The sequence below is a fragment of the Cryobacterium lyxosi genome, from assembly GCF_004403345.1.
Taxonomy (GTDB): domain Bacteria; phylum Actinomycetota; class Actinomycetes; order Actinomycetales; family Microbacteriaceae; genus Cryobacterium; species Cryobacterium lyxosi.
Genome location: NZ_SOGT01000014.1, coordinates 86,096 through 107,293, shown reverse-complemented (window position 1 = coordinate 107,293; position 21,198 = coordinate 86,096). Strand labels below are relative to the sequence as shown.

The window sequence follows — 21,198 nt, the reverse complement described above, 5'->3', positions numbered from 1 at the left end:
ACTGTGGCGATGAACGCACTGCTGCGGCTCCAGTCCGAGCTCGGCGCAATCGTCAGCGTCGATCCCCTCGACCTTGCAGCCAACCGCGCCGACAAATCCGGCTGGGTGGCCGACGGTACGCCGCTTGCCATCGTGCGCGCTACGACGGTCGATCACGTTCAAGCGGCGCTGCGCATTGCAACCGAATTTCGGGTACCGGTAGTCACACGTGGCGCCGGAACCGGCCTGTCGGGCGGAGCCTGCGGTACCGACGGATCCATCGTGCTGAGCGTGGCCGGACTGACCCGCATCATCGAAATCAACCCCGACGACGAACTTGCTGTCGTCGAGGCCGGCGTGATCAATCAGCACTTCAACGACGTCCTGGCGAAACAGGATCTCTGGTTTGCCCCGGACCCGGCCAGCAAGGGCATCTCTACCGTCGGCGGTAACATCGCCACGAATGCCGGCGGGCTGCTTTGCGCGAAGTATGGGGTCACCCGGGAAGCTGTGCTCGGCCTGACCGTCGTGCTCGCCGACGGCAGTCTGCTGCGCACCGGGCATCGCACGGTCAAGGGCGTCACCGGTTACGATCTCACGGCGCTGCTCACCGGATCCGAGGGTACCCTCGGCGTCATCGTCGACGCGACGGTGCGGGTGCGCGCGCTGACCGCTGGCACCGTCGCGACCATCGGTGCGGTTTTTGACACGGTGATGGCGGCGGCCGCAGCCAGCGCTTTGATCACTGCCGCACGGATCCGTCCCGCAGTGATGGAACTGATCGACCCGGTAGCGCTCGGCATGGTGGCCGCGTACCTCGGGCCCGACGGCTCGGCCGGCCTGCCACTCGGCCAGGGTGCATTTCTGCTCGTGCAGACCGACGGACCGGCGGCACTCTCCGAAGCCGAGGCAGCCGTGGTGGTGCTGCGGGCAGCTGGCGGCCAAGCCAGTTTGTCAACGGATGCTGCCTCCGGCGACCGTCTGCTGGCCATTCGTCGCGCCATGCACCCGGCCCTCGAACAATTCGGTCGGGTACTCATCGAAGACGTGTCGGTGCCGCGTTCGCGCATGGCCGAGATGTTCGCCGTCATCGCCGAGATCAGCGCACGAACCGGTATCCCCATTCCCACCGTCGCCCACGCCGGCGACGGTAACCTGCACCCGAACTTCGTCATTCCGCGCGGCGGTGCAGACGATGCGGTGGTGCCCGATGAGATCTGGGCCGCCGCCGACGAGATGTTTCAGGCTGCGCTGGCCTTGGGCGGCACGCTCACCGGCGAACACGGTGTCGGCGTGCTGAAGCGTCGCTGGCTGCGTGATGAGATCGGTGACACGAGCCTCGTTTTGCAACGCCAGCTCAAAGCGGTCTTCGACCCGCTGGGCCTGCTGAACCCCGGCACCATGTTCGACGCCTGAACTGCTGATTCGCAGCCGGTATTGTCGAGTAATGAGCCTCGATCAGCCGCCAGGCCAGCATCCCACCGAACAGCGGTCGAGCCAACACCTGCCCGTGCAGGCGAGTCAGGCTTCGGTGCAACCGGTCTGGAACCAGCCGGTGCTCCCGTCTCGCGCCGGCCCGATCGTACTGGCCGTGATCGGCATCGTGTTCGCGGGGATGGCCCTGCTTGCCGTGTTTTGGTACCTGACCACATTCCTCGGCGCCGACGCCCTGCTCGTCGGGCTGATCCTGGCGCTACTGCCGCTTACGGTGGTGCTGCTGGCGGTGCGCTGGATCGACCGCTGGGATCCGGAGCCGCGACCCGCCCTCATCTTCGCCCTGCTGTGGGGCGCGGGAATCTCCGTCGTCACCGCCTTGGTCTTCGATCTTGGCGTGCAGGTCACGATTGCGGCCAGCGCAGGGGCCCTGACCGGGAGTGATTTCGCATCCGCTGTCGTCCAGGCCCCGATTGTGGAAGAAGTCGCCAAGGGTTTCGGTGTGCTTGCGCTGTTCTGGGCGGTGCGAAGGCACTTTGACGGGCCAGTCGACGGTGTCGTCTACGCCGCGACGATTGCGGCCGGCTTTGCCTTCTCGGAGAATATTCAGTACTTCGGTCTGGCTTTGACCGAGGGCGACGCGCAAAGACTCGGCATGACGTTTTTGCTGCGCGGGGTCTTTTCGCCGTTCGCGCACGTCACTTTCACGATCTGCACCGGGCTTGCACTCGGCCTGGCCGCGAGGCGCAGCGCCAGCCGGGGCGGGGCGGTCGGTTATTTTCTGATCGGTCTGCTACCCGCGATCATTCTGCACGCACTATGGAATGGCAGCACCTTCGTACTCGACGGCGACGCCTCCGTGCTCGCCTATTACGCGGTCGTGCAAGTGCCTCTGTTCATCGCCGCCATTCTCGTAGTTGCCTTTTTGCGCCGGCAAGCGGCTCGCACCACCCTGCGCCGTCTACACGAATATTCGCAGGCCGGATGGTTCACCGCAGCCGAGGTCTCGATGCTGGGCACCGGTTCCGGTCGACGGCAGGCTCTCGCCTGGGGCAGACGCCAACAACGACCGAAGAAAGTCGCGATGCGCCGTTTCATAGCGGATGCGACGCGGCTTGCCTGTGTGCGCGACCGTCTTGTTCGCGGCCAGAACACCGCGGCCCTGCAGGCCCATGAGGCACACCTGCTCGGACTGCTGGTGAATCATCGGGCCGACGTGCTCGGTCAGATCCGGCCGGGTTCGGCGCCAGCGGCACCGTGATCAGGTGGAGTCACGCGGGACAACAGAAACTCGCCGCTTCGGTGGTGTGGCGGTGCCGACGACTCTCCCGATGCGACGAGTTGGTGTGTGTTAAGAGTGCACCCGGAACCCGCCAGGCGCAAGCATTATTTTCGCAACACCCCTGGTATGCAATCCGGGGCGGAATCCGGTTGGATAGGGGTATGACTGATTTGAATTCCAAGCCCGAAATTGATTTCCCAGAGGGCGCTGCGCCCGAACAACTCGAGATCACCGATGTCGTCGTCGGTGATGGCGCTGAAGCTACGGCCGGAGCCACCGTCGACGTGCACTACCTGGGCGTCGAGTTCGCGTCCGGCGACGAATTCGACTCGTCGTGGAACCGCGGCCAGTCGATCAACTTTCCGCTGCGCTCACTCATCGCCGGCTGGCAGGAAGGCATCCCCGGCATGAAGGTCGGCGGACGCCGCAAGCTCGTTGTGCCGCCGCACCTCGCTTACGGACCGGCCGGCTCTGGCCACCGTCTCTCCGGCCAGACCCTGATTTTTGTGATCGACCTGCTCGGCGTGAGCTAACCCACGGCGCCAAGAACGACACGGAACGGGATACGGCTGCTGTAGCTGTATCCCGTTTTGTCTGCGCGCTGGCCTGATCAGCAACGATCAGGTCAGCGCCGCCGTCGGCTCCGGGCCAAGCACAAACCGCCGCCCGGTGATCGAATCCGGTACGATCTCGACAAAAACCGGCTTGACCGTGGGAATCAGCGGGTGCAACGGCAACGCTGCGGCGTCGTCGATGTCCCGCTGGGTGTCGAGCGCGCGGGCCGTTCCATGCACGACGACACTCCATGCTTCTTCGCGGCCCACGCCATCCGTTTCGAACGCGACGTGGTTGTTGACCGTGAGCTCGATCAGTTTGGTGCCCGGAGAAGTACGAAACAGCAGACGCCGGTCGGCGGCGACAAAATTGACCGGAAAAATATCGGGGAGCCCGCCGACGGCCACGGCCAGGCGGCCGAGGCTGGCCGAGAGCAAGGCGTTCCAGCATTCCTCTTCGCTGAGATTCTGCACGCCCGATGCGGCCGCGTTCACGTCGTTGAAAGTCATGCTCCATCGTCACACGCCCCGAGCCACAGGGCGAGCCGGGCCAGCGTGTTTCGTACCGCAGCAGGCAAACTGGCGCCGAGAACGTTTTATCCCCTATGTAGGGTGTTATGCCTGTAAGCTGGAACTTTGCCCAGCGGGGCAGGCACCTGGCGGTGCACAAGCGATTTAATCCTGAGGGGTTTTATCGCGCGTCGCAATCTATTCCTGAGAGGGTTCCACAGTGAGTGCACTACCCGAAGTACCGGCGAAAACGCCACACAGAAGTCCTTCCAAAACCCGTCTCTTTGTCGTTGCAGCGCCTCGAGTGTTCTACCCGGCACTCGGCATCATTCTGGCCGTCGTCATCGTCGCCATCGCCTTTCCCGTGCGCACGGGCAGCGTTCTCGCCCTGTTGCAGGGCTGGGTGGTAGCCGGCCTTGGCCCGTACTACGTGGTTATCGTCGCGGCTTTCGTCGTGTTCGCCATTTGGATGGGTCTGAGTCGTTTCGGCGACATCAAGCTGGGTAAAGACGACGACGAACCCGAATTTGGTCTGATGAGCTGGTTCTCGATGCTCTTCGCTGCCGGCATGGGCATCGGCCTGGTCTTCTGGGGGGCCTCTGAACCCCTTACCTTCTTCACGACTCCAAAGCCGGGCGTGACCGGTGATTCCGCGGATCTCGCCGCCGCAGCGATGACGCAGACCTTCCTGCACTGGGGGTTCCACGCCTGGGCCATCTACGCCGTTGTCGGCCTGGCCCTCGCCTACTCGATCCACCGGAAGGGTCGGCCGGTCTCCATCCGCTGGGCCCTCGAACCGCTCCTCGGCACCCGCCGGGTCAAGGGCCGCCTCGGTGACGCGATCGACGTGATCGCCATCGTCGGTACCCTATTCGGTGTCGCGACCTCCCTCGGACTCGGTGTCAAGCAGATTGCCGCCGGACTGAGCTACCTCGGAGTGGTCGGCGAGGTCACCAATACCCTCCTCATCATTTTGATCATCGTTATCACCATCATCGCGACGGCTTCGGTCGTCAGCGGCGTCGGCAAGGGCATCAAATGGCTCTCCAACATCAACCTCGGCATGGCCGGCCTCCTGCTCGTGGCCGTGCTGCTTCTCGGCCCGACGATGTATCTGCTGCGTATGCTCGTGCAGTCGGTCGGCGGCTACTTCGAAAACGTGGTCGGACTCACCTTTGACACCGGAGCGTTCACTGGCGAGGCCGGCCTGGACTTTCAGGGTGCCTGGACGATCTTCTACTGGGGCTGGTGGATCTCGTGGGCCCCGTTCGTTGGCGTGTTCATCGCGCGCATTTCACGCGGACGTACGGTTCGACAGTTCATTGCCGGCGTGTTGCTCGTTCCGACCCTGGTCACGTTCGTCTGGTTCGCTGTCATGGGCGGCAGTGCCATCCGTCAGGCCTGGGAGGGTGATGGCGGCGGGCTCTTCGACCCGAACGTCGGCATCATCCCCGAGAATGTGCTGTTCAACTTTCTCGGCACCCTTCCGTTCGGTGTGATCCTCTCGGTGCTCGCGGTCATCATCATTGCGATCTTCTTCATCACCTCAGCCGATTCGGGTTCGCTCGTAATTGACATGCTCGCTTCCGGCGGTGACACCAATCCGCCCAAGTGGAGCCGCATCATGTGGGCTGGCCTCGGCGGGCTCGTAGCCATCGCGCTGCTGCTGGCTGGCGGATTAGCGGCTCTGCAGACCGGCGCGATCTTGACCGCCATTCCGGTGAGCATCGTGATGATCGGCATGTGCATTGCCATCTACAAGGCGTTCCGCATCGAACACGAGGTCTTGGTGGCTGCCGAACGCCGCCAGCGTCGTGAGGAGATGGCCCGCCGCATCGGCAAGTCCGTCACCGCGCACCTCGAAGAGAACTTCGACGACCACTTCGGTGATCAGGTCGACGGACACATCGAGGCGGCATTGACCGATGATCCGACGCGGCGCCCGCGCTGGGGTCGTCGTCCGAAGGCATAACACCTGAACCGGGTCAGGGTCGCTACATGCCGTTGGCGGCTCTGACCCGGTTGACCAGATCGCGCCACGGCCCGTTCACCTGGGGTTCGGCGAGCACTACCTCGTGCGGAGCGCACCGAATCCGGTAGGCGAATCGGTCAGGGGTGGCCTCGCTGTCGGTGACGTCATCCCAGGGCAGAGAATTCAAGAACTCTGTCCACGTGCTCGGGTCGGGCTGTTCTTCGACCCGAACTTCCCAGGTCAGGCGGATGCCCGCCATCCCGCCGCTGCGGGAGACGATGACTTTCATATCGTGATGTTACTCCGGTGGCAGCGGTGCAGTGGGCGCGGTCGATGATGGGGGTGGTGTCGGCCGGGCGGGGGGAAGAGGAGCGGGAATCGCCGCCACAACGCCCACCGTCGCCCATGCCTGTAGCACCGCGTTATGGGCGGCACCACCGCTGCCGTACAGTCGCGCCGCGGTGTCGGCCGTCGCCGCAGCGAAAGCAGCAAAGTCGCTCTGACGGTTCAGCGCGGTGCCGGTCAGCGTGTCATACCAAATGTGGCCCGGGGTCTCCCAGGCGTTCCCGCCGAGAGTGTCGGCAACCAGGTAGAACGCGCGGTTGGGAATACCGGAATTGAGATGCACTCCGCCGTTGTCATCGTCGGTTTCGATGTACCCGGTCATATCGCCGGGCTGCGGATCTTTACCCAGCACATCATCGTTGTACGCGGTGCCGGGCGCTTTCATCGAGCGCAGGGCAACGCCCTCGACCTGGTCCGTGAACAGGCCTTCGCCGATCAGCCAACTCGCGTCTGCCGTCGATTGATTTGTGGCGTGCTGCTCGACCAGGGCGCCGAACACGTCGGAGATGGACTCGTTGAGGGCCCCCGACTGGCCACGGTACTCAAGATTGGCCGTGAATTGGGTGACCCCGTGCGTGAGCTCGTGGCCGATCACACTGGGCGAGATAGTGAAGCGGTTGAAGATCTGCCCGTCACCGTCGCCGAACACCATGCGTTCGCCGTCCCAGAAGGCGTTGTCGTATTGTTTGCCGTAGTGCACGGTCGCGTCCATGGGAAGTCCGTTACCGTCGATGCTGTCCCGCCCGAACTGCGTCCAATACAGCATCTGCGTGACGCCGAGACCGTCGTAGGCCTCATTCACGGCCGGGTCGCCGCCGGCAGGCTGCCCCTCGGCGCGCACTTGCCGACCGGGCAGTCGTTCCTGGCCGCCGGCATCTGAAATAGTGCGGTCTGACTCGCCCGGGGTACGCGCCGGCAGGGTGCGAGCTCCGGAATAAGCAAACGGATGCACCCCGTCGCGCAATTGCCGAATCTGCGAGTCCCGCAGCAATGACGCCCGTGCGGCCGCTGCGGCCTGCGCGAATCGGGGTTCGTCAAGTTTCGCCAGCCTGACCAACAGATAGGGCGGAACGATCGTGCACACGGTGTGGAGCGCGGAATTGTCCATGAGCAGAGTCTGGCACTGGCCGCCGACATTGCAACTACGCGTTTTCGCGCGACTGAATAAACTCGTCGCATGCGCTTTGGAATCGTCATCCTTCCACAGGACCCGTGGTCGGTTGCCCGCAGAAAATGGCTCGAAGCAGAGCAGTACGGCTTCGACCACGCCTTCACCTATGACCACCTCTCCTGGCGCTCGCTCGCCGATGAGCCGTGGAACGCGACCATCCCTACCTTGACCGCTGCTGCGGCCGTGACCGAGCGCATCATTCTGGGCACCTGTGTCTCGTCACCGAACTTTCGGCATCCGGTGCCGTTCGCCAAAGATGTCGCGACGGTCGACGACGTTGTCAGCGGCGACGGTCGCGACCCCGTTACGATCGACCGTTATCTCTCGCTCGACAGCGGTGGAACATATTCCCTGCAGAGCATGGATGCGTTTGAGGATGCCGTCGGCCGGGCCGCCGAGCTCGGCTTCACCGACGTGATCAGTCATTGGCCGCGCGAGAATGGAATCTACTCGGGCGATGAGTCGATACTCGGCACGGTCGCGGCCGTTTTCACGTGAATCAGCCAGAGAGACCGGTTGATCGGGGTTTCTGACCGGCGGATGTCTAGGCTGGGTGCATGCGCGCACACGACGACCTCACCCCCCTGGTTCCTCGCACCCCGCTGACCGATCGACTCGGCTGGCTCGGATTGCGCAGCGGCCAGATTTTGCTCGTCATCCTGCTGGCCTCCGTGATCATCTTCGGCCTGGTGCAACTCAAGCTCGTCGTCATCCCGGTGCTGATAGCGATCATCCTCGCCTCAGCGTTGAGCCCGGTGATCAACGGCCTGCGGAAGCGGGGCGTCGCCGCCATCCTGGCCACCTGGATCACCCTGCTCGGCGGCATCGTCGTGTTCGGCGGCATCATCACGCTCATCGTCCTCGCCGTGCGCGACCAGTGGAACGAGCTGTTCTCCTCGGCCTCCGAGGGTATCGACCGCCTTCAGCAGTTCCTCATCGACGGGCCGATCCAGGTCGACGAAAAGCAGATCGCCGACGCCCGCACGGCAATCGTCGATTTTCTCACCAGCAGCCAGTTCGGCACCGGAGCACTTGCCGGGGCATCCGCTGTCTTCGAACTGATCACCGGAGCCGTGCTGCTCATAGTCATATTGTTCTTCTTTCTCAAAGACGGCGGCCAGATCTGGAACTTCTTCCTGACGCCGTTCAAAGGCGAGCGCCTCGCCCGCGGACGCCGCATCGGCCACACCTCACTGCGGGTACTCGGCGGTTACGTGCGCGGCACGGCGATCGTCGCCGCCGTCGACGCCACTGCGATCGGCATCGGCCTTGCAATCTTGCAGGTGCCGCTCGCTCTCCCACTCTCGGTCATCGTTTTCCTCGGTGCGTTCATTCCGTTGATCGGCGCGACCGCGGCCGGCGTGCTCGCAGCCTTGGTCGCCCTCGTCGCGAGTGGGCCGGGCGTCGCCCTCATCGTCATCATCATCGTGATCGCGGTCAACCAACTCGAGGGCAACTTTCTGCAGCCCGTCGTCATGGCGCAGTCGCTGAAGCTGCATCCGCTCGTCATCCTGGTCGGGCTGACCGCCGGAACCATCCTTGGCGGTATCGTCGGTGCCGTACTCTCGGTACCGATCGCGGCCGTCGCCTGGGCCATCGCCAAAGCCTGGAACACACCGGATGCGCCGCGTCCGACTGCCGCAGGGAGCCCGTCGAAGCGTCGCGTTCGCAAACGCTGAACCGATCTGCTCGTGCCACCGCTGGCCGGCGCCGCGCGCCTGTCGGTCGAACAGATTCGAGCGCTCGGAAATGTGGCCGTAGCAACTCGACCGCGAATGGCTCACCTTCGACACGGCGGCAGGCCAGGACGGTGCCGAATTCGAAGCACTGATCCGCTTCGCCGCAACCGGTGAGAAGACGCCCATCGTCTCCACCGAGCACCCTCTGGCCGGCCCGCCCGACCCAGCCGCCCGCCTCGGCCATGCCGTCACCCGTGACGGCGAGTGCCGTCTGTCGCAGACCGAAATCGATACGGCCGAGGAATCGCTCACCCTTGCCCTTGGCATGGAGCTGTACCTGCCCACCGGAACCGTGCTCTCGGCGCCGATGGATGGAGCCGTCATGGTGATCAATGCCGATGCGGTGCGGCTCGAGGGGGACCACTTCGACCTGTGGCTGACCGGGGTTCACCTGGCTGCCGTCGACGGCCGCTTCATGTGGGCCGGAACCATCCTTGGTTTGGCCACTGCACGTCTGACCGTACAGATCAGCCGACTGGACACAGCACTGGATCGATACCTACGGGCAGAGCTACGTCGATATGGTCAACAACGTCACCACCGTCGAACACGGACATCCGCGCATTGCCGAGGCCGCACGCACCCAATAGTCGCTGCGGTACACCAATTCTTGTTTTCACGACGAAGAGCTCGTGCGGTTCACCGAATGCCTCGCCGTGCGCCTTGCGTTCAGCTACACCGGCCGTGAGACCATCCTGTCCGTGCGGGAGGCCTGCCACGGCTGGTCGATCGGAGCGGATGCCGCCTCCTCCTCGGTCGCCGACAACCCCACCAGCGCCGACCATTTTCTGAACGCTCTCGACGAGTGAGTTAGCGACGCGTCTTCGTGGAGGGGAGCGCGCTCGGCTCGGGTTCGGCGATGAAGACCAGGCCGCCGGCGCTATTGGCCGAAAGCATGAGCGCCTCGATCCAGTCACGATTGATAGACGGGGTTCGGTTGCCGAAATACCGGTAGTAGAGCGTGCTCGTCGGGTCGAGCCAGATGGCACTGCGGCCGCTGCCCTCACCGACAGAATCGGTCCAGGTGAAGACGAAACTTTCGCGTCGACGCAGCTTGGTGCTGATCACGATCTGCAAGTGCATCAGAGCGCGATCATCGAAGGTGATCACGTTGCCCGGATTGCCGTAAAGCAATGTACCCAAACGTGCACCTCCTCGATTGTTCCACCACTGTAGCGGTAGCCGGGGTGAGGACAGACCGGTTCATTGCCGCCAATTCCCGCCGGGTGAGCGCGTTCGTCGTCCACTCTGCTAAAGTATGAAGGTTGCCGTTCAACGGCCGCGGATAAAGAGAGCTCAGGCATTTGGCCAAGGGCACCGCGCAGTGAGAGAAAGGGGATCCCACTTTATGGCACTCGAACCAGATGCTAAGAAGGCGATCATCGAAAAGTACGCTACCCACCCAGGCGACACCGGGTCCCCGGAAGTTCAGATTGCAATGCTCACGCAGCGCATCCTTGACCTCACGGAGCACCTGAAAGAGCACAAGCATGACCACCACTCACGTCGTGGCCTGCTTCTCATGGTTGGTCAGCGTCGCCGTCTGCTCGGTTACCTGTCGGACATCGACATCACTCGATACCGCACACTGATCGGCAGCCTCGGCCTGCGTCGCTAATTTATTCGTAGCGAAGGCAGCGTTGATAACGCGAACTTCTTCACAACGGGCCGTCACCTCTTTGGTGGCGGCCCGTTGTGCGTACCGCGTCATCTCGAGACGGGTACCGAAGAGGTGAGAACGGGGTTGCTAGCATAAGGGGTTGGCAATAACGAACGGAAACCACTACGCATGAGTCTCTGGCGCACCAAGAGTATTGAAGATTCGATAGCAGACTCGCTGGAGAAGGGCCACAGCCTTAAACGCACCCTCGGTACCTGGGACCTCATGATCATGGGTGTCGCTGTGGCTGTGGGTGCGGGGATCTTCTCGGTAGGGGCCAAGGCCGCCGGCAGTTACGCTGGACCGTCGGTCACGCTTGCTTTTCTGCTGGCTGCCGTCACCTGCGCCCTCGCCATCATGTGTTATGCCGAGTTCGCCTCCGCTGTGCCGGTCGCCGGCTCCGCCTACACCTTCACCTACGCCACCCTCGGCGAGCTGTTGGCCTGGATCATCGGCTGGGACCTCATTCTCGAGATGCTGACCGCTGCCGCCGTGATCGCCAAATACTGGGGCATCTACCTCAGCACAGTCTTCGACCTGGCCGGCTGGAACGTTCCCGCCACCATCAAGGTGCTTGGCCTGGACGTGAGCTGGGGCGCCTTCGTCATCGTCGCCATCTTCACCGCCCTGCTCGTGCTCGGCACTCAGCTCTCCGCCCGCGTGGCCAGCGTCTTCACGATCATCAAGGTCGCCATCGTCGTCTTCGTCATCATCGTCGGAGCCTTCTTCATCACCCCGAAGAACTACACCCCGTTCATCCCCGCCGAGGTGCCCACAGAGGGCGGCGACGGTGACGTCTGGATGCAGTCGCTGTTCTCCTTCATGACCGGTGCGGCCCCCGCACAGTACGGCCTGTTCGGTCTGCTCGCCGGCGCATCCCTGGTGTTCTTCGCGTTCATTGGTTTCGATGTCGTCGCTACGAGCGCCGAAGAGGTCAAGAATCCGCAGAAGACTCTGCCGAGAGGCATCTTCGCCGGACTGGCCATCGTCACGGTGCTCTACCTCGGTGTGAGCCTGGTATTGACCGGGATGGTGCCGTACACGGTGCTTGCCGACGATCCGAATGCGTCACTCGCCACCGCTTTCGTCGCTGTCGGAGCCGGCTGGGCTGCCCAGATCATTTCAATCGGAATCCTGGTCGGTCTCACGACGGTCATCATGGTGCTGCTGCTCGGCCTCTCCCGCGTACTGTTCGCGATGAGTCGCGACGGCCTGCTGCCGCGCTGGCTGAGCGTCACGACCGAGAAGCGCCGCACTCCGGCCCGGATCCAGATCATCTCCGGTGCCGCCGTCGCATTGCTTGCCGGCCTCACCGACGTCGGGGTGCTCGAAGAAATGATCAACATCGGCACCCTGTCGGCGTTCGTACTCGTCAGCATCGCCGTGGTCGTGCTGCGTAAGAAACGCCCCGACCTGCCGCGCGCTTTCAAGGTGCCGTTCTCCCCGGTGCTGCCGATTCTCTCGGCTGTGCTCTGCATCTGGCTGATGCTGAACCTCACGACCCTCACCTGGGTGCGCTTCGCGGTCTGGCTGGTCGTGGGCTTCATCGTCTACTTTGCCTATGGACGCCGACACTCCGTACTGGGCATCAAGCAGCGTGCCGCTGCCGCCGAAGCAGCCAGGGTCACTGCGGGCGAGGCGACACGCGTCGACTGACGATCATTGTGTGCAAGTTCTCCGCTCGAGCGCGAGCTGGCGAGCAGAGGGGCATTGACCCGGCAGAGCGGCATTGACCGAGCAGATCGGTATTGACCGAGCAGATCGGGGCAACGGTGCCGGAGCGATCCGGGCGATCACTGGAACCTCGGTTATCGGGTGGAGCCGGCCCAGAGCTCCTCGACCGACACGACGAGGGGCGAGGGAACGGCGTTGCTGCCGGAGTACAGCACCAGACCGATGGAACCCACCGATTGCAGGCCGGCCGTCGAGTCGCTCTTGCTGACCTGCCAGGTGCTGGGTTCGGCCGTGCCAACTTTCCATACCTTGGCTCGAATCGCCGTGGGCGAGACCCCAGTGACCTGCAATCGAAGTTGCAGTCGATTTCCGGGTGTGTAGGTGAGCCCTGGAACGATCAGATCCACCACGGTCGTATTCGTGCGCCGAATCTGCAGCTTGACGCTGCCGCTCGGCGCCACGACGATCCTGGCTCCGTAGGACGCGCTGCCGATACGCCGACCGATGACCGCGATGTAGGCAGACCCGGTAGTCGGTCGCACGAGGTTGAGGCTCGTGCGCACCTCGGTGTCCTGACTGGACACTCCATTCAGGTAAGTACCCCGGGTGCTTCCCGGCGTCGTGGTCAGCTGCGCGACTCCGCGTGCCACGGAGAAGCCCGTGGCTGCGGTCCACGAACCTCCCAGCTCGGCTGATCCCAGGGCGCCGGTGACGGTGCGACCGAAGGTGTCGGAGGCCAGGACGCCGCTAAGTCGGGCGACCTCGGACGCGGCCAACGTGAACGCACCAACGCAGTAGGCAATGGACGTTGTCGTGCTGGGTTTGGCCGGGGCCTCCCCAACGCCTTGGCAGTTTGACAGGAAGCCCGAACTTTTCAGCGAAATCGTGCTGAGTCCGGCCCAAGCGCGCGTGATGACCGGAAGGTAGGTCGCCGAGTCGAGCAGTCCGGTGCGGATGCCGTACGCCATCGCGTAGACGAAGAGCGCCGTAGCGCTGGTTTCGGGCGCTGGAAAGAGTGACGGGCTGAGCAGGCTGCTGCGCCACATCCCGTCAGATCCCTGGAGCTGGGCCAGCCGGGCGGCCATCGTCTGGAGCATGGTTTTGTACTCGGTGTACTCGGTGTACTGCGGGTCTGCCGGCGGCAATACCATCAGCGTGCGCGCCATCGCCCCGATCACCCAGCCGTTACCGCGCGCCCACATGACCTTGTGGCCGAGCGAATCTCGCTGTCCGACGTACTTGCAATCCCGCCACCACAGCTGTTCGCTAACATCGAACAGCCCGTCGGCGGTGCAGCCGGGCCGCACCGGCGTCGTGCCGTCGTTCTTGAGAAAATTGTAGAACTGCGAATGCTTCGCTTGATAAGTGGACTTGCCGGTTCGGGTAGCCCAGCGCGGCCACAGGGGTAGGCCCATGAACATCGAGTCGATCCACCAATAGCGATTGGGTGCGAGGCTGAGGTCCTCGGCCATGAACCCGTCGGATGGCGCAAGGTTTGCATTCACCCCGACATTGGCGGAGTCCTGCCAGACCTGGATGGCCGCACGGCTGTCGGGGTTCGACGTGGGGCTTGACGGTGCGTCGGCGTTCCAGTTGTTTCGTGTGCCCCAGGATTGCAGCCACTGCCGGTAGGTCGGATCGTTGGTTTCCTGAACGAGGGCCTCTACCCCCATGAAATAGGGGGCCCATTTCCAGCCGGCGTCGGAGCTCGCTCCGCCATTGTGCGCATAGAAATAGTCGGTTGCGGACCGCGCGGCCTGCACGATCGATGAACGGGATGGCAGTGCCGCGGTAGCGGCCTGCGAGGTCTGCGCGGTCGGCAGAACAACGACGATAACAGTCATGAGCAAGGCAAGGACGGTTTTCATGGTGTCAAAATACTCGCGGGCCGTCGTTCTGGCAATGCTGACGCCGGTGGCTTCGAGTGGGTCTGTTACGCTGAACGGGGCCGATTTTATGGAATCGACTCGTCCAACTCGCCTGTCATACGGGCACGCGAGCCTTCGTCGCCAGAATGGCGAGAAGCAAACTTAAAGGAGAAAACCCCCACATGGAGGGTCCAGAAATCACGTTCGCCGAAACCGTTATCGATAACGGCAAGTACGGCAAGCGCACCATCCGTTTTGAAACCGGGCGTCTCGCCCAGCAGGCGCAGGGCTCCGCCGCCGCGTACATCGACGAAGAGACGATGCTGCTCTCCGCCACGAGCGTCAGCAAGCAGCCGAAGGACAACTTCGACTTCTTCCCGCTGACCATTGACGTCGAAGAGCGCATGTACGCTGCCGGCCGCATTCCCGGCAGCTTCTTCCGTCGCGAAGGCCGCCCGTCGACCGACGCGATCCTCACCTGCCGCCTGATCGACCGGCCGCTGCGCCCGTCGTTCGTCGACGGTCTCCGCAACGAGATCCAGGTTGTCATCACCGTCCTCGCCATCGAGCCCGACGAACTCTACGACGTGCTCGCCATCAACGCGGCCTCGATGTCGACCCAGCTTGCCGGGCTTCCGTTCTCCGGACCGATCGGTGGCGTTCGCGTCGCCCTCATTCCTGACGAGAACGGTGGCGGCCAGTGGGTTGCCTTCCCGAAGCACTCGCAGCTGGATGACGCCGTGTTCAGCATGGTCGTCGCCGGCCGCGTTGTCACGGATGCCGCCGGCACGCAGGACGTCGCGATCATGATGATCGAGGCCGAAGCCACCGATGCCGCCTGGAACCTGATCAAGGGTGGCGCCATCGCGCCCAACGAAGCCGTCGTTGCCCAGGGCATCGAGGCCTCGAAGCCCTTCATCAAGCAGCTCGTTTTCGCGCAGCAGCAGGTAGCCGACGCTGCGGCCAAGCCGACTGCCGACTTCGCGCTCTTCCCGCCGTACCAGCCGGCCACGTACGATGCTGTCGCCGCCCTGTCCTACGACCAGCTCAAGACGGTCTACACGATCGCCGACAAGGTCGAACGTCAGAACGCGGACGACGCGCTCAAGGCATCCGTCAAGACCGCCATCGCGGCCAAGGTCGAAGCCGGCGAGCTCGACGCGAGTGCCAACAACCAGGTCAACGCGGCATACAAGTCGGTCACCAAGCTCGTCGTGCGCTCCCGCGTGCTCAACGAGGGCATCCGTATCGACGGTCGTGGACTGGCCGACATCCGTCCGCTCGACGCCGAGGTTGCGGTCATCCCGCGCGTGCACGGCTCGGCCATCTTCCAGCGCGGTGAAACCCAGATTCTGGGCGTCACCACCCTGAACATGCTCAAGCTCGAGCAGTCGATCGACTCGCTGAACCCGGTCACCAAAAAGCGCTACATGCACAATTACAACTTCCCGCCCTACTCGACCGGTGAAACCGGTCGCGTCGGAACGCCGAAGCGCCGCGAAATCGGCCACGGAGCGCTTGCTGAGCGCGCCCTGGTTCCCGTGTTGCCAACGCGTGAGGAGTTCCCGTACGCCATTCGTCAGGTCTCCGAGGCGCTCAGCTCCAATGGATCCACCTCGATGGGTTCCGTTTGCGCCTCCACCCTGTCGCTGCTGAACGCCGGCGTGCCGCTGCGCGCCCCGGTTGCCGGCATCGCGATGGGCCTGATCAGCGACACCGTCGACGGCCAGACTCGCTACGCGGCTCTCACCGACATCCTCGGCGCCGAAGACGCCCTCGGTGACATGGACTTCAAGGTGGCCGGCACGAGCGAATTCATCACCGCGATCCAGCTCGACACCAAGCTCGACGGTATCCCCGCCTCGGTCCTGGCTGGCGCGCTGACCCAGGCGAAAGACGCCCGCACCACGATCCTCTCCGTGCTCAACGCGGCGATCGACGCTCCCGACGAGATGGCGCCCACCGCGCCCCGCGTCATCAGCGTGCAGATCCCCGTCGACAAGATCGGCGAGCTGATCGGCCCGAAGGGCAAGACCATCAACTCGATCCAGGACACCACCGGTGCCGACATCTCGATCGAGGAAGACGGCACCGTGTACATCGGCGCCGTCGACGGGCCGTCGGCGGAGGCCGCTCGGGCCCAGGTCAACGCCATCGCGAACCCGACCAACCCCGAGGTTGGCGAGCAGTTCCTGGGAACCGTCGTCAAGATCGCCGCGTTCGGTGCCTTCGTCTCGCTGCTTCCGGGCAAGGATGGTCTGCTGCACATCTCTGAGGTGCGTAAGCTTGCAGGTGGCAAGCGTGTCGAGAACGTCGAAGACGTGCTCGGCGTCGGCCAGAAGGTTCTCGTGGAAATCACGAAGATCGATGACCGTGGCAAGCTGTCGCTCGCCCCGGTGCTCGACGAGGCTGCTGACACCGAAGGTCGCGCTGCGGCTTCCGACAGCGCAGACGCGTCGACCGAGGTCTAAGCTGCCCCAATAGATCTCCCGATCACCTCTCGCCAGGTCGGTCGGGTTGACGGAAGGCCCGCACTGCTTGCAGTGCGGGCCTTTTCGCGTCCGTTGCCCGAGTGGCAGCGTGTGCTTGACTTGTCGTGCCTGATCTCCGGACTACGTTCGCGGCCTGACACATAGACGGTTATTTCAGCTCCTGTAGTTCTGTGTCGAACAACGCCTGTTCCGGCGCACTTACCACTGGCCTGACTCAGCTGCGCGTTCTGATTTCCAGGATGGTGAGAACGTGCGGGCTTGTGGCGGCGGCAGAGCCGCCGGCGAAGATCGCGGCGTTGAGCGATCCGCGGCAGTTCAAACCGGAATTGTCCACGCTGTGCGATGTGCAAAATGTCGCCAGGACGCGCTCAACCGCGTTATCAAGAGCTCCGTCGAGGCGATGGACACCCCGCGTCTCCGCTTTGTTGATGCGTCGCAGGACCCGCCGGGCATCTAGTTGAAAGAATCATAAGGTAGCGATATACTCAGATCGTGCTGAGTTCTGGTCTAACCGTCGCCCAATTAAAGTCCGACTTGTTCAAGTCGTTGGGACATCCGTTGCGCGTGCAGGTTCTGGAACAGCTCGTTGCCGGTGAACGCTCGGTGGGTAGCCTAGCCGAGACGCTCGGTTGCGAGCTATCCAACCTGTCGCAGCAGCTTGGCGTGCTGCGTCGTGCCGGCGTGGTCGCAACGCGCCGCGAGGGAAACTCCATCTTCTATGCCCTGAAAGATGCGAGTGCAATTGAGTTGCTGGCCGCGGCCAAGCGCATGGTGCTGGCCAACCTGGCGGACTCGCACGCCCTGCTCCGCCACCTCGAAACGGAATAGTCCTCGAAACAGAATAGTGCTCGACCACGGCTGGTCGGGTGCCGTCAGCGTGTCTACAGGTCGTTTCCGGCGTAAGAGAGGTTGAAACTCTTGTTCGCGAGCGGAAAATCGGGAACGATCGTCTCCGACAGGGCCTGCGGCACGGCGGGCCAGTTCAGAAACGACGGGTCGACGATCTTCACCCGGCTGAGTGTGCCGTCGGCGGCGAGTTCGACTCGGTGCGTCGTCGTACCCCGCCAGGCTTCGACGAGGGCCAGGCCCGTGCCGGTCGAGGTGGGGTTCACGCTGAACGCGGTACCGGTGTGACCCCGCAGACGCGGCAGCAGGTCGAGCACGACGGCGGTCGAGACCTCGAGTTCGCGCGCGCGCACGGTGTACCGGGCCAGTACGTCGCCGCCTTCTTCGGTGACGACGTGAAAGACTTCGCCGAGGTTGACGAACGGATGCTCCAAGCGCGCATCCGAAGCGATGCCCGACGCGCGAGCGACGTAGCCGAGCGTTCCAATCGTGAGGGCCTGTGCCCGGGACAACCGGGCTGTTCCGGTGAAGCGACCACGCACGATGGCATGGCCAAGAGTGATGCCGACCAGTTCGGCCACGGCCGCGCTCACTCGGGCGAGCTCGGCGGCAGCGGGGAGAGCGGTCACGCGCGTACCGCCGACGCTGAGAGCACCGCGCAGCAGGCGATGCCCCGTGACCGACTTGTTGATGCGCATCAGTTGCTCACGCAGACCCTGCGCGTGCGCGTCGATGATGCCGAAGCCCACGTCGTTGGCGAGCGAGCCGAGGTCGGTCACATGGTTGTAGAGGCGTTCGAGCTCCAGTAGCAGGGCACGCAGGAGCCGGTCCGGCTCGGAGACCTCGATACCGCCTGCCTGCTCGACGGCCATGACAAAAGCGAGGGAGTGGCCGATGGCAGTGTCACCGCTGATCTGTTCGGCCAAAAGCACGCCCTCGGCCGCGGTCTTGCCCTCGAACACTTTCTCGACACCGCGATGCAGGTACCACTGGCGGGCTTCCATGCGCACGATGGTCTCACCCACGACGGAGAACCGAAAGTGACCGGGCTCGATGATGCCGGCGTGGATCGGGCCGACCGCGATTTCGTAGACGCCGGGGCCTTCCACCGGCACGAATGGAAACGACTCAACGTCGGGCTCAAACTCCGGCACGACGGCATTGGCGCGCAGCATCGGGTACCAGCCGCGCGGCCAGTGGCCATGGCGCACCAGACGGTGTGGCTGCGGGTGGTTGCGGGGAACGATACCGTACAGGTCGCGTATTTCGCGTTCGAAGTTGCCTGCTGAGAGGGATATTTCGGCGAGGCTGGGAATCCAGGCGTCGTTTTTCGGCACACTGACCGAGAGGTCTGCGCGCAGCGACGGCGTGATTCCGACGAAGGAATACACGATGCGAAAGTCGTCGTCGTCCTCGTGGCAGGCGACGAGGGCCAGCCGGCTACCAGCATCCAGCAGCGCGCTGGCAGCGCTCGGCAGTTGGGAACGGCTCAGGTATCGCAGTTCAGTTCCACCAGCAGCCAGGTTATCGGCGGCCAGGTCTTGCGGCGTTCGCTCATCACGCATCAGTTGCTACCTCCCAGAACGGCTGTGGCCTGCAGCAGAAGAGTGCCGACCGGTTCGGCGACGAACGCGACCGTCGCCGTCGTCGCCAGGGCCAAAATGATCGGCAGGCGTGGACCGTGGGCCGAGTAGTCGGGGGTGAATCCAACGCCCTCCGCGGGAGGGCCAAGAGTCATCTGAACGGTCAAACGGGTAAACGCGGCGAAGATCACGAGTAGCAGCACCAGGGCCGCTCCGATGACGCCGCCGAGGCCTACCGACCAGCCAGCCATGATGATGCCGACCTCGGAGAAGAAGATGCTGAACGGCGGAAAACCGACGATGGCTGCCATGGCGATAAGCCACGGCACGGCGAGGCCGGGCCGTCGCACCAACAGGGCGCGCACGTCTGCGATCACCGGGGTGCCCTCGACTTTGAGGATGCGCCCGGAGATCACGAACAGAGTCGCCTTGATCAGGCCGTGGCCCAGAACGTACAACAGCACCGAGGGGAGCGCGGCTGGACCGATAGCGACCCCGATGGCCATGAGGCCCATGTGTTCGATGCTGGAATAGGCGAGCATCCGCTTATAATCGCGTTGACGGATGAGCAGCGACGCGGCTACGAGGAGAGAGAGCAGGCCGCCGATGCTGAGCATGATGCGCAGAAACTCCGGGCCGATCACGAGATTGGTGATGGACTGGATGCGCAGGATGGCGTAGAGAGCGACCGAGAGCAGCACGCCGGACATGAGGCCGGAGACCGGCGCCGGCGCCTGGCTGTGGGCATCCGGCAGCCAACTGTGCATCGGAGCGAGGCCGGCCTTGGTCGCGAAACCCAGCACCGCGAGAGCGCCGCCGGCGGTGATGAGCGCCGGGTCGAGGCCGAGGTTTGACTGGCTGAGCAGCAGCCAGGACAGCGTGGGGGTGTCGGTGCCGACGGACGCGGCGTAGATGAAGCCGATGCCCAACAGCGCGATGGCCACGCCGACCGAACCGAGGATGACGTACTTCCAGGCCGCCTCGAGGGAGCGACCGGTTCGGTGGTGACCCACGAGGAAGGCGGTGGCGATGGTGGTCGCCTCGACGGCGGCCCACATCAGGCCGATGCTGTCGGCGAGAACGGCGAGGGACATAGCCGCCAGGAACAGGGCGATGAGGGCCTCGTAGCTGGCAGCAACTTTCGTGCGGCTCGATGCGGCGCTGCTGAGCCCGCCCCAGGTTGCAATGAGGCCAACGGCTCCGACGACGCTGATCATGTAGGCCGAGAGAGCGTCGGCGCGCAGCATGCCGCCGCCGGTTTCGGGCACGGCACCGTTCAGCACGGCGCTAACCAGCACCAGGCCGGCGATCAGGACAGCGCTCGACGCGGCGACGCCGACGAAACGGCGGAGCGCGGAGGTGCCCGGCAGCAGGCTGAGCCCGGCAAGGGCGAGCGGGCCGACCAGGGGAATCCACAGTATTAAGGACATCAATCGTGCAACTCCCTGAGCTGATCGACGGCCGTGCCGCCGAACTTGGTGCGCATGCGGCCCGCGAATACATGCAAAATAAGCACCACCAGCAAAACATCGAGCGAGAACGCGAATTCGAGCAGAATCGGCACCCCGCCGCTGGTGAGAAACGTAATCGTGGCGATGCCGTTGTCGAGCAGCAGAAAACCGATGAGCTGCGATCGGGCACGTCGCCGGCTGATCAGCAGCAGAAATCCGATGAGCACCATGGCGAGGCCGATCGGGGCGGCATGACCGGTGCTGCTGCTGCCGAGACCGAAGACACGACTGACGACGACATAGCTGAGGATGGTCAACAGGGTGACCGTCAAGAGGGCAGCGGTCGGGTTGAGCCGGGGCGATTCCTGAATTTGCTTTATTGATGCCTTGGATTGGTAGGCGAGCACCCAGGGAAGGCCGATGCCCTTGACCGAGAGGATGAGGAGCGACACGAGCACCAGCTCAGGCTCGCCCTCGGCGATCCCGATGACCGCCACGAGAGCGGCGAGAGCGATGCCTTGCAGGGCGAGTAGTCGAATCGATGCGAGCAAGGAGTGTCGCCAGACCATGAGCGCGCTCGTCAGCAGCAGTGCCCCGGCGCACAGGCCGATCAGTTGGGGGTAGATGTTCTCAAACAC

At 63.9% G+C, this 21,198-nt stretch carries 19 protein-coding genes; 11 read left to right on the top strand and 8 right to left on the bottom strand.

Annotation, left to right across the window (positions count from 1 at the left end):
* Positions 1-9 precede the first annotated feature (9 nt).
* From E3T27_RS13045 to E3T27_RS13035, 3 genes are all read left to right on the top strand, one after another.
* A complete protein-coding gene (locus tag E3T27_RS13045) occupies positions 10-1,395 on the top strand; it encodes an FAD-binding oxidoreductase (protein WP_134573241.1) in 1,386 nt (461 codons plus the stop codon).
* A 31-nt stretch (positions 1,396-1,426) separates the two neighbouring features.
* The gene (locus E3T27_RS13040; protein ID WP_134573239.1) at positions 1,427-2,674 is read left to right on the top strand and encodes a PrsW family intramembrane metalloprotease; all 1,248 of its coding nucleotides are present in this window, start codon (positions 1,427-1,429) and stop codon (positions 2,672-2,674) included.
* 182 nt (positions 2,675-2,856) lie between these two features.
* Positions 2,857-3,228 (top strand): FKBP-type peptidyl-prolyl cis-trans isomerase, encoded by a 372-nt coding sequence (locus tag E3T27_RS13035; protein ID WP_104197031.1) that lies wholly within the window; start codon positions 2,857-2,859, stop codon positions 3,226-3,228.
* Between the two features lie 87 nt (positions 3,229-3,315).
* Here the strand turns inward: E3T27_RS13035 and E3T27_RS13030 are convergent, their stop codons facing one another.
* Positions 3,316-3,759, bottom strand: a complete 444-nt coding sequence (locus E3T27_RS13030; RefSeq protein WP_134573237.1) for a pyridoxamine 5'-phosphate oxidase family protein — start codon at positions 3,757-3,759, stop codon at positions 3,316-3,318.
* Positions 3,760-3,979: 220 nt separating this feature from the next.
* Between E3T27_RS13030 and E3T27_RS13025 the strand changes: the two genes are divergently transcribed.
* Entirely contained in the window at positions 3,980-5,731 is a 1,752-nt protein-coding gene (locus E3T27_RS13025; RefSeq protein WP_104197029.1) for a BCCT family transporter, read from the top strand.
* 22 nt (positions 5,732-5,753) lie between these two features.
* On the opposite strand, the gene E3T27_RS13020 is transcribed toward E3T27_RS13025, so the two are convergent.
* Together E3T27_RS13020 and E3T27_RS13015 are read right to left on the bottom strand one after the other, a co-directional pair.
* Positions 5,754-6,020 carry a protealysin inhibitor emfourin gene (locus E3T27_RS13020; RefSeq protein ID WP_104127290.1) on the bottom strand — a complete coding sequence of 89 codons (267 nt, stop codon included), beginning with the start codon at positions 6,018-6,020 and terminating at the stop codon, positions 5,754-5,756.
* 9 nt (positions 6,021-6,029) lie between these two features.
* Entirely contained in the window at positions 6,030-7,184 is a 1,155-nt protein-coding gene (locus E3T27_RS13015) for a M4 family metallopeptidase (protein ID WP_134573235.1), read from the bottom strand.
* Positions 7,185-7,253: 69 nt separating this feature from the next.
* On the opposite strand from E3T27_RS13015, the gene E3T27_RS13010 reads away from it, so the two are divergent.
* The 3 genes from E3T27_RS13010 to E3T27_RS16625 all read left to right on the top strand — a co-directional run bounded on the left by E3T27_RS13010 (position 7,254) and on the right by E3T27_RS16625 (position 9,795).
* Entirely contained in the window at positions 7,254-7,745 is a 492-nt protein-coding gene (locus E3T27_RS13010; protein WP_104197027.1) for an LLM class flavin-dependent oxidoreductase, read from the top strand.
* Positions 7,746-7,804: 59 nt separating this feature from the next.
* Positions 7,805-8,926, top strand: a complete 1,122-nt coding sequence (locus E3T27_RS13005; protein ID WP_104197026.1) for an AI-2E family transporter — start codon at positions 7,805-7,807, stop codon at positions 8,924-8,926.
* Between the two features lie 692 nt (positions 8,927-9,618).
* Positions 9,619-9,795, top strand: coding sequence for a hypothetical protein (locus E3T27_RS16625; protein ID WP_166786210.1), 177 nt, complete (start codon positions 9,619-9,621; stop codon positions 9,793-9,795).
* Position 9,796: 1 nt separating this feature from the next.
* On the opposite strand, the gene E3T27_RS13000 is transcribed toward E3T27_RS16625, so the two are convergent.
* A complete protein-coding gene (locus E3T27_RS13000) occupies positions 9,797-10,129 on the bottom strand; it encodes a DUF7882 family protein (protein WP_233200729.1) in 333 nt (110 codons plus the stop codon).
* Between the two features lie 205 nt (positions 10,130-10,334).
* Between E3T27_RS13000 and rpsO the strand changes: the two genes are divergently transcribed.
* Positions 10,335-10,604, top strand: coding sequence for a 30S ribosomal protein S15 (gene rpsO, locus E3T27_RS12995; protein ID WP_092112143.1), 270 nt, complete (start codon positions 10,335-10,337; stop codon positions 10,602-10,604).
* A gap of 171 nt (positions 10,605-10,775) precedes the next feature.
* Positions 10,776-12,302, top strand: coding sequence for an amino acid permease (locus E3T27_RS12990; protein WP_104197024.1), 1,527 nt, complete (start codon positions 10,776-10,778; stop codon positions 12,300-12,302).
* 152 nt (positions 12,303-12,454) lie between these two features.
* Here the strand turns inward: E3T27_RS12990 and E3T27_RS12985 are convergent, their stop codons facing one another.
* The gene (locus E3T27_RS12985) at positions 12,455-14,188 is read right to left on the bottom strand and encodes a glycoside hydrolase family 88 protein (protein ID WP_134573233.1); all 1,734 of its coding nucleotides are present in this window, start codon (positions 14,186-14,188) and stop codon (positions 12,455-12,457) included.
* Positions 14,189-14,370: 182 nt separating this feature from the next.
* Between E3T27_RS12985 and E3T27_RS12980 the strand changes: the two genes are divergently transcribed.
* Both E3T27_RS12980 and E3T27_RS12975 read left to right on the top strand, forming a co-directional pair.
* Entirely contained in the window at positions 14,371-16,659 is a 2,289-nt protein-coding gene (locus E3T27_RS12980; protein ID WP_104197022.1) for a polyribonucleotide nucleotidyltransferase, read from the top strand.
* Between the two features lie 513 nt (positions 16,660-17,172).
* Positions 17,173-17,508: an ArsR/SmtB family transcription factor gene (locus tag E3T27_RS12975; RefSeq protein ID WP_233193289.1), complete on the top strand. Its 336-nt coding sequence runs from the start codon at positions 17,173-17,175 to the stop codon at positions 17,506-17,508.
* Positions 17,509-17,561: 53 nt separating this feature from the next.
* Here E3T27_RS12975 and E3T27_RS12970 read toward each other — a convergent pair whose 3' ends face one another.
* From E3T27_RS12970 to E3T27_RS12960, 3 genes are read right to left on the bottom strand one after another with little or no spacing between them, the layout of a single operon-like run.
* The gene (locus E3T27_RS12970; RefSeq protein WP_134573231.1) at positions 17,562-19,091 is read right to left on the bottom strand and encodes a hydrogenase large subunit; all 1,530 of its coding nucleotides are present in this window, start codon (positions 19,089-19,091) and stop codon (positions 17,562-17,564) included.
* A complete protein-coding gene (locus E3T27_RS12965; RefSeq protein ID WP_104197020.1) occupies positions 19,091-20,539 on the bottom strand; it encodes a proton-conducting transporter transmembrane domain-containing protein in 1,449 nt (482 codons plus the stop codon). Before E3T27_RS12965 ends, E3T27_RS12970 begins: the two co-directional genes overlap by 1 nt.
* On the bottom strand, positions 20,539-21,198 hold the full coding sequence (locus tag E3T27_RS12960; RefSeq protein ID WP_104197019.1) for a hypothetical protein: 660 nt from the start codon (positions 21,196-21,198) through the stop codon (positions 20,539-20,541). Before E3T27_RS12960 ends, E3T27_RS12965 begins: the two co-directional genes overlap by 1 nt.

Excerpts from the sequence above, each read along its gene's own strand:
- E3T27_RS13045 (WP_134573241.1), top strand. The coding sequence starts at position 10 with ATGAACGCACTGCTGCGGCTCCAGTCCGAGCTCGGCGCAATCGTCAGC.
- E3T27_RS13040 (WP_134573239.1), top strand. The coding sequence starts at position 1,427 with ATGAGCCTCGATCAGCCGCCAGGCCAGCATCCCACCGAACAGCGGTCG.
- E3T27_RS13035 (WP_104197031.1), top strand. The coding sequence starts at position 2,857 with ATGACTGATTTGAATTCCAAGCCCGAAATTGATTTCCCAGAGGGCGCT.
- E3T27_RS13030 (WP_134573237.1), bottom strand. The coding sequence starts at position 3,759 with ATGACTTTCAACGACGTGAACGCGGCCGCATCGGGCGTGCAGAATCTC.
- E3T27_RS13020 (WP_104127290.1), bottom strand. The coding sequence starts at position 6,020 with ATGAAAGTCATCGTCTCCCGCAGCGGCGGGATGGCGGGCATCCGCCTG.
- E3T27_RS13015 (WP_134573235.1), bottom strand. The coding sequence starts at position 7,184 with ATGGACAATTCCGCGCTCCACACCGTGTGCACGATCGTTCCGCCCTAT.
- E3T27_RS13010 (WP_104197027.1), top strand. The coding sequence starts at position 7,254 with ATGCGCTTTGGAATCGTCATCCTTCCACAGGACCCGTGGTCGGTTGCC.
- E3T27_RS13005 (WP_104197026.1), top strand. The coding sequence starts at position 7,805 with ATGCGCGCACACGACGACCTCACCCCCCTGGTTCCTCGCACCCCGCTG.
- rpsO (WP_092112143.1), top strand. The coding sequence starts at position 10,335 with ATGGCACTCGAACCAGATGCTAAGAAGGCGATCATCGAAAAGTACGCT.
- E3T27_RS12990 (WP_104197024.1), top strand. The coding sequence starts at position 10,776 with ATGAGTCTCTGGCGCACCAAGAGTATTGAAGATTCGATAGCAGACTCG.
- E3T27_RS12985 (WP_134573233.1), bottom strand. The coding sequence starts at position 14,188 with ATGAAAACCGTCCTTGCCTTGCTCATGACTGTTATCGTCGTTGTTCTG.
- E3T27_RS12980 (WP_104197022.1), top strand. The coding sequence starts at position 14,371 with ATGGAGGGTCCAGAAATCACGTTCGCCGAAACCGTTATCGATAACGGC.
- E3T27_RS12970 (WP_134573231.1), bottom strand. The coding sequence starts at position 19,091 with ATGCGTGATGAGCGAACGCCGCAAGACCTGGCCGCCGATAACCTGGCT.
- E3T27_RS12965 (WP_104197020.1), bottom strand. The coding sequence starts at position 20,539 with ATGTCCTTAATACTGTGGATTCCCCTGGTCGGCCCGCTCGCCCTTGCC.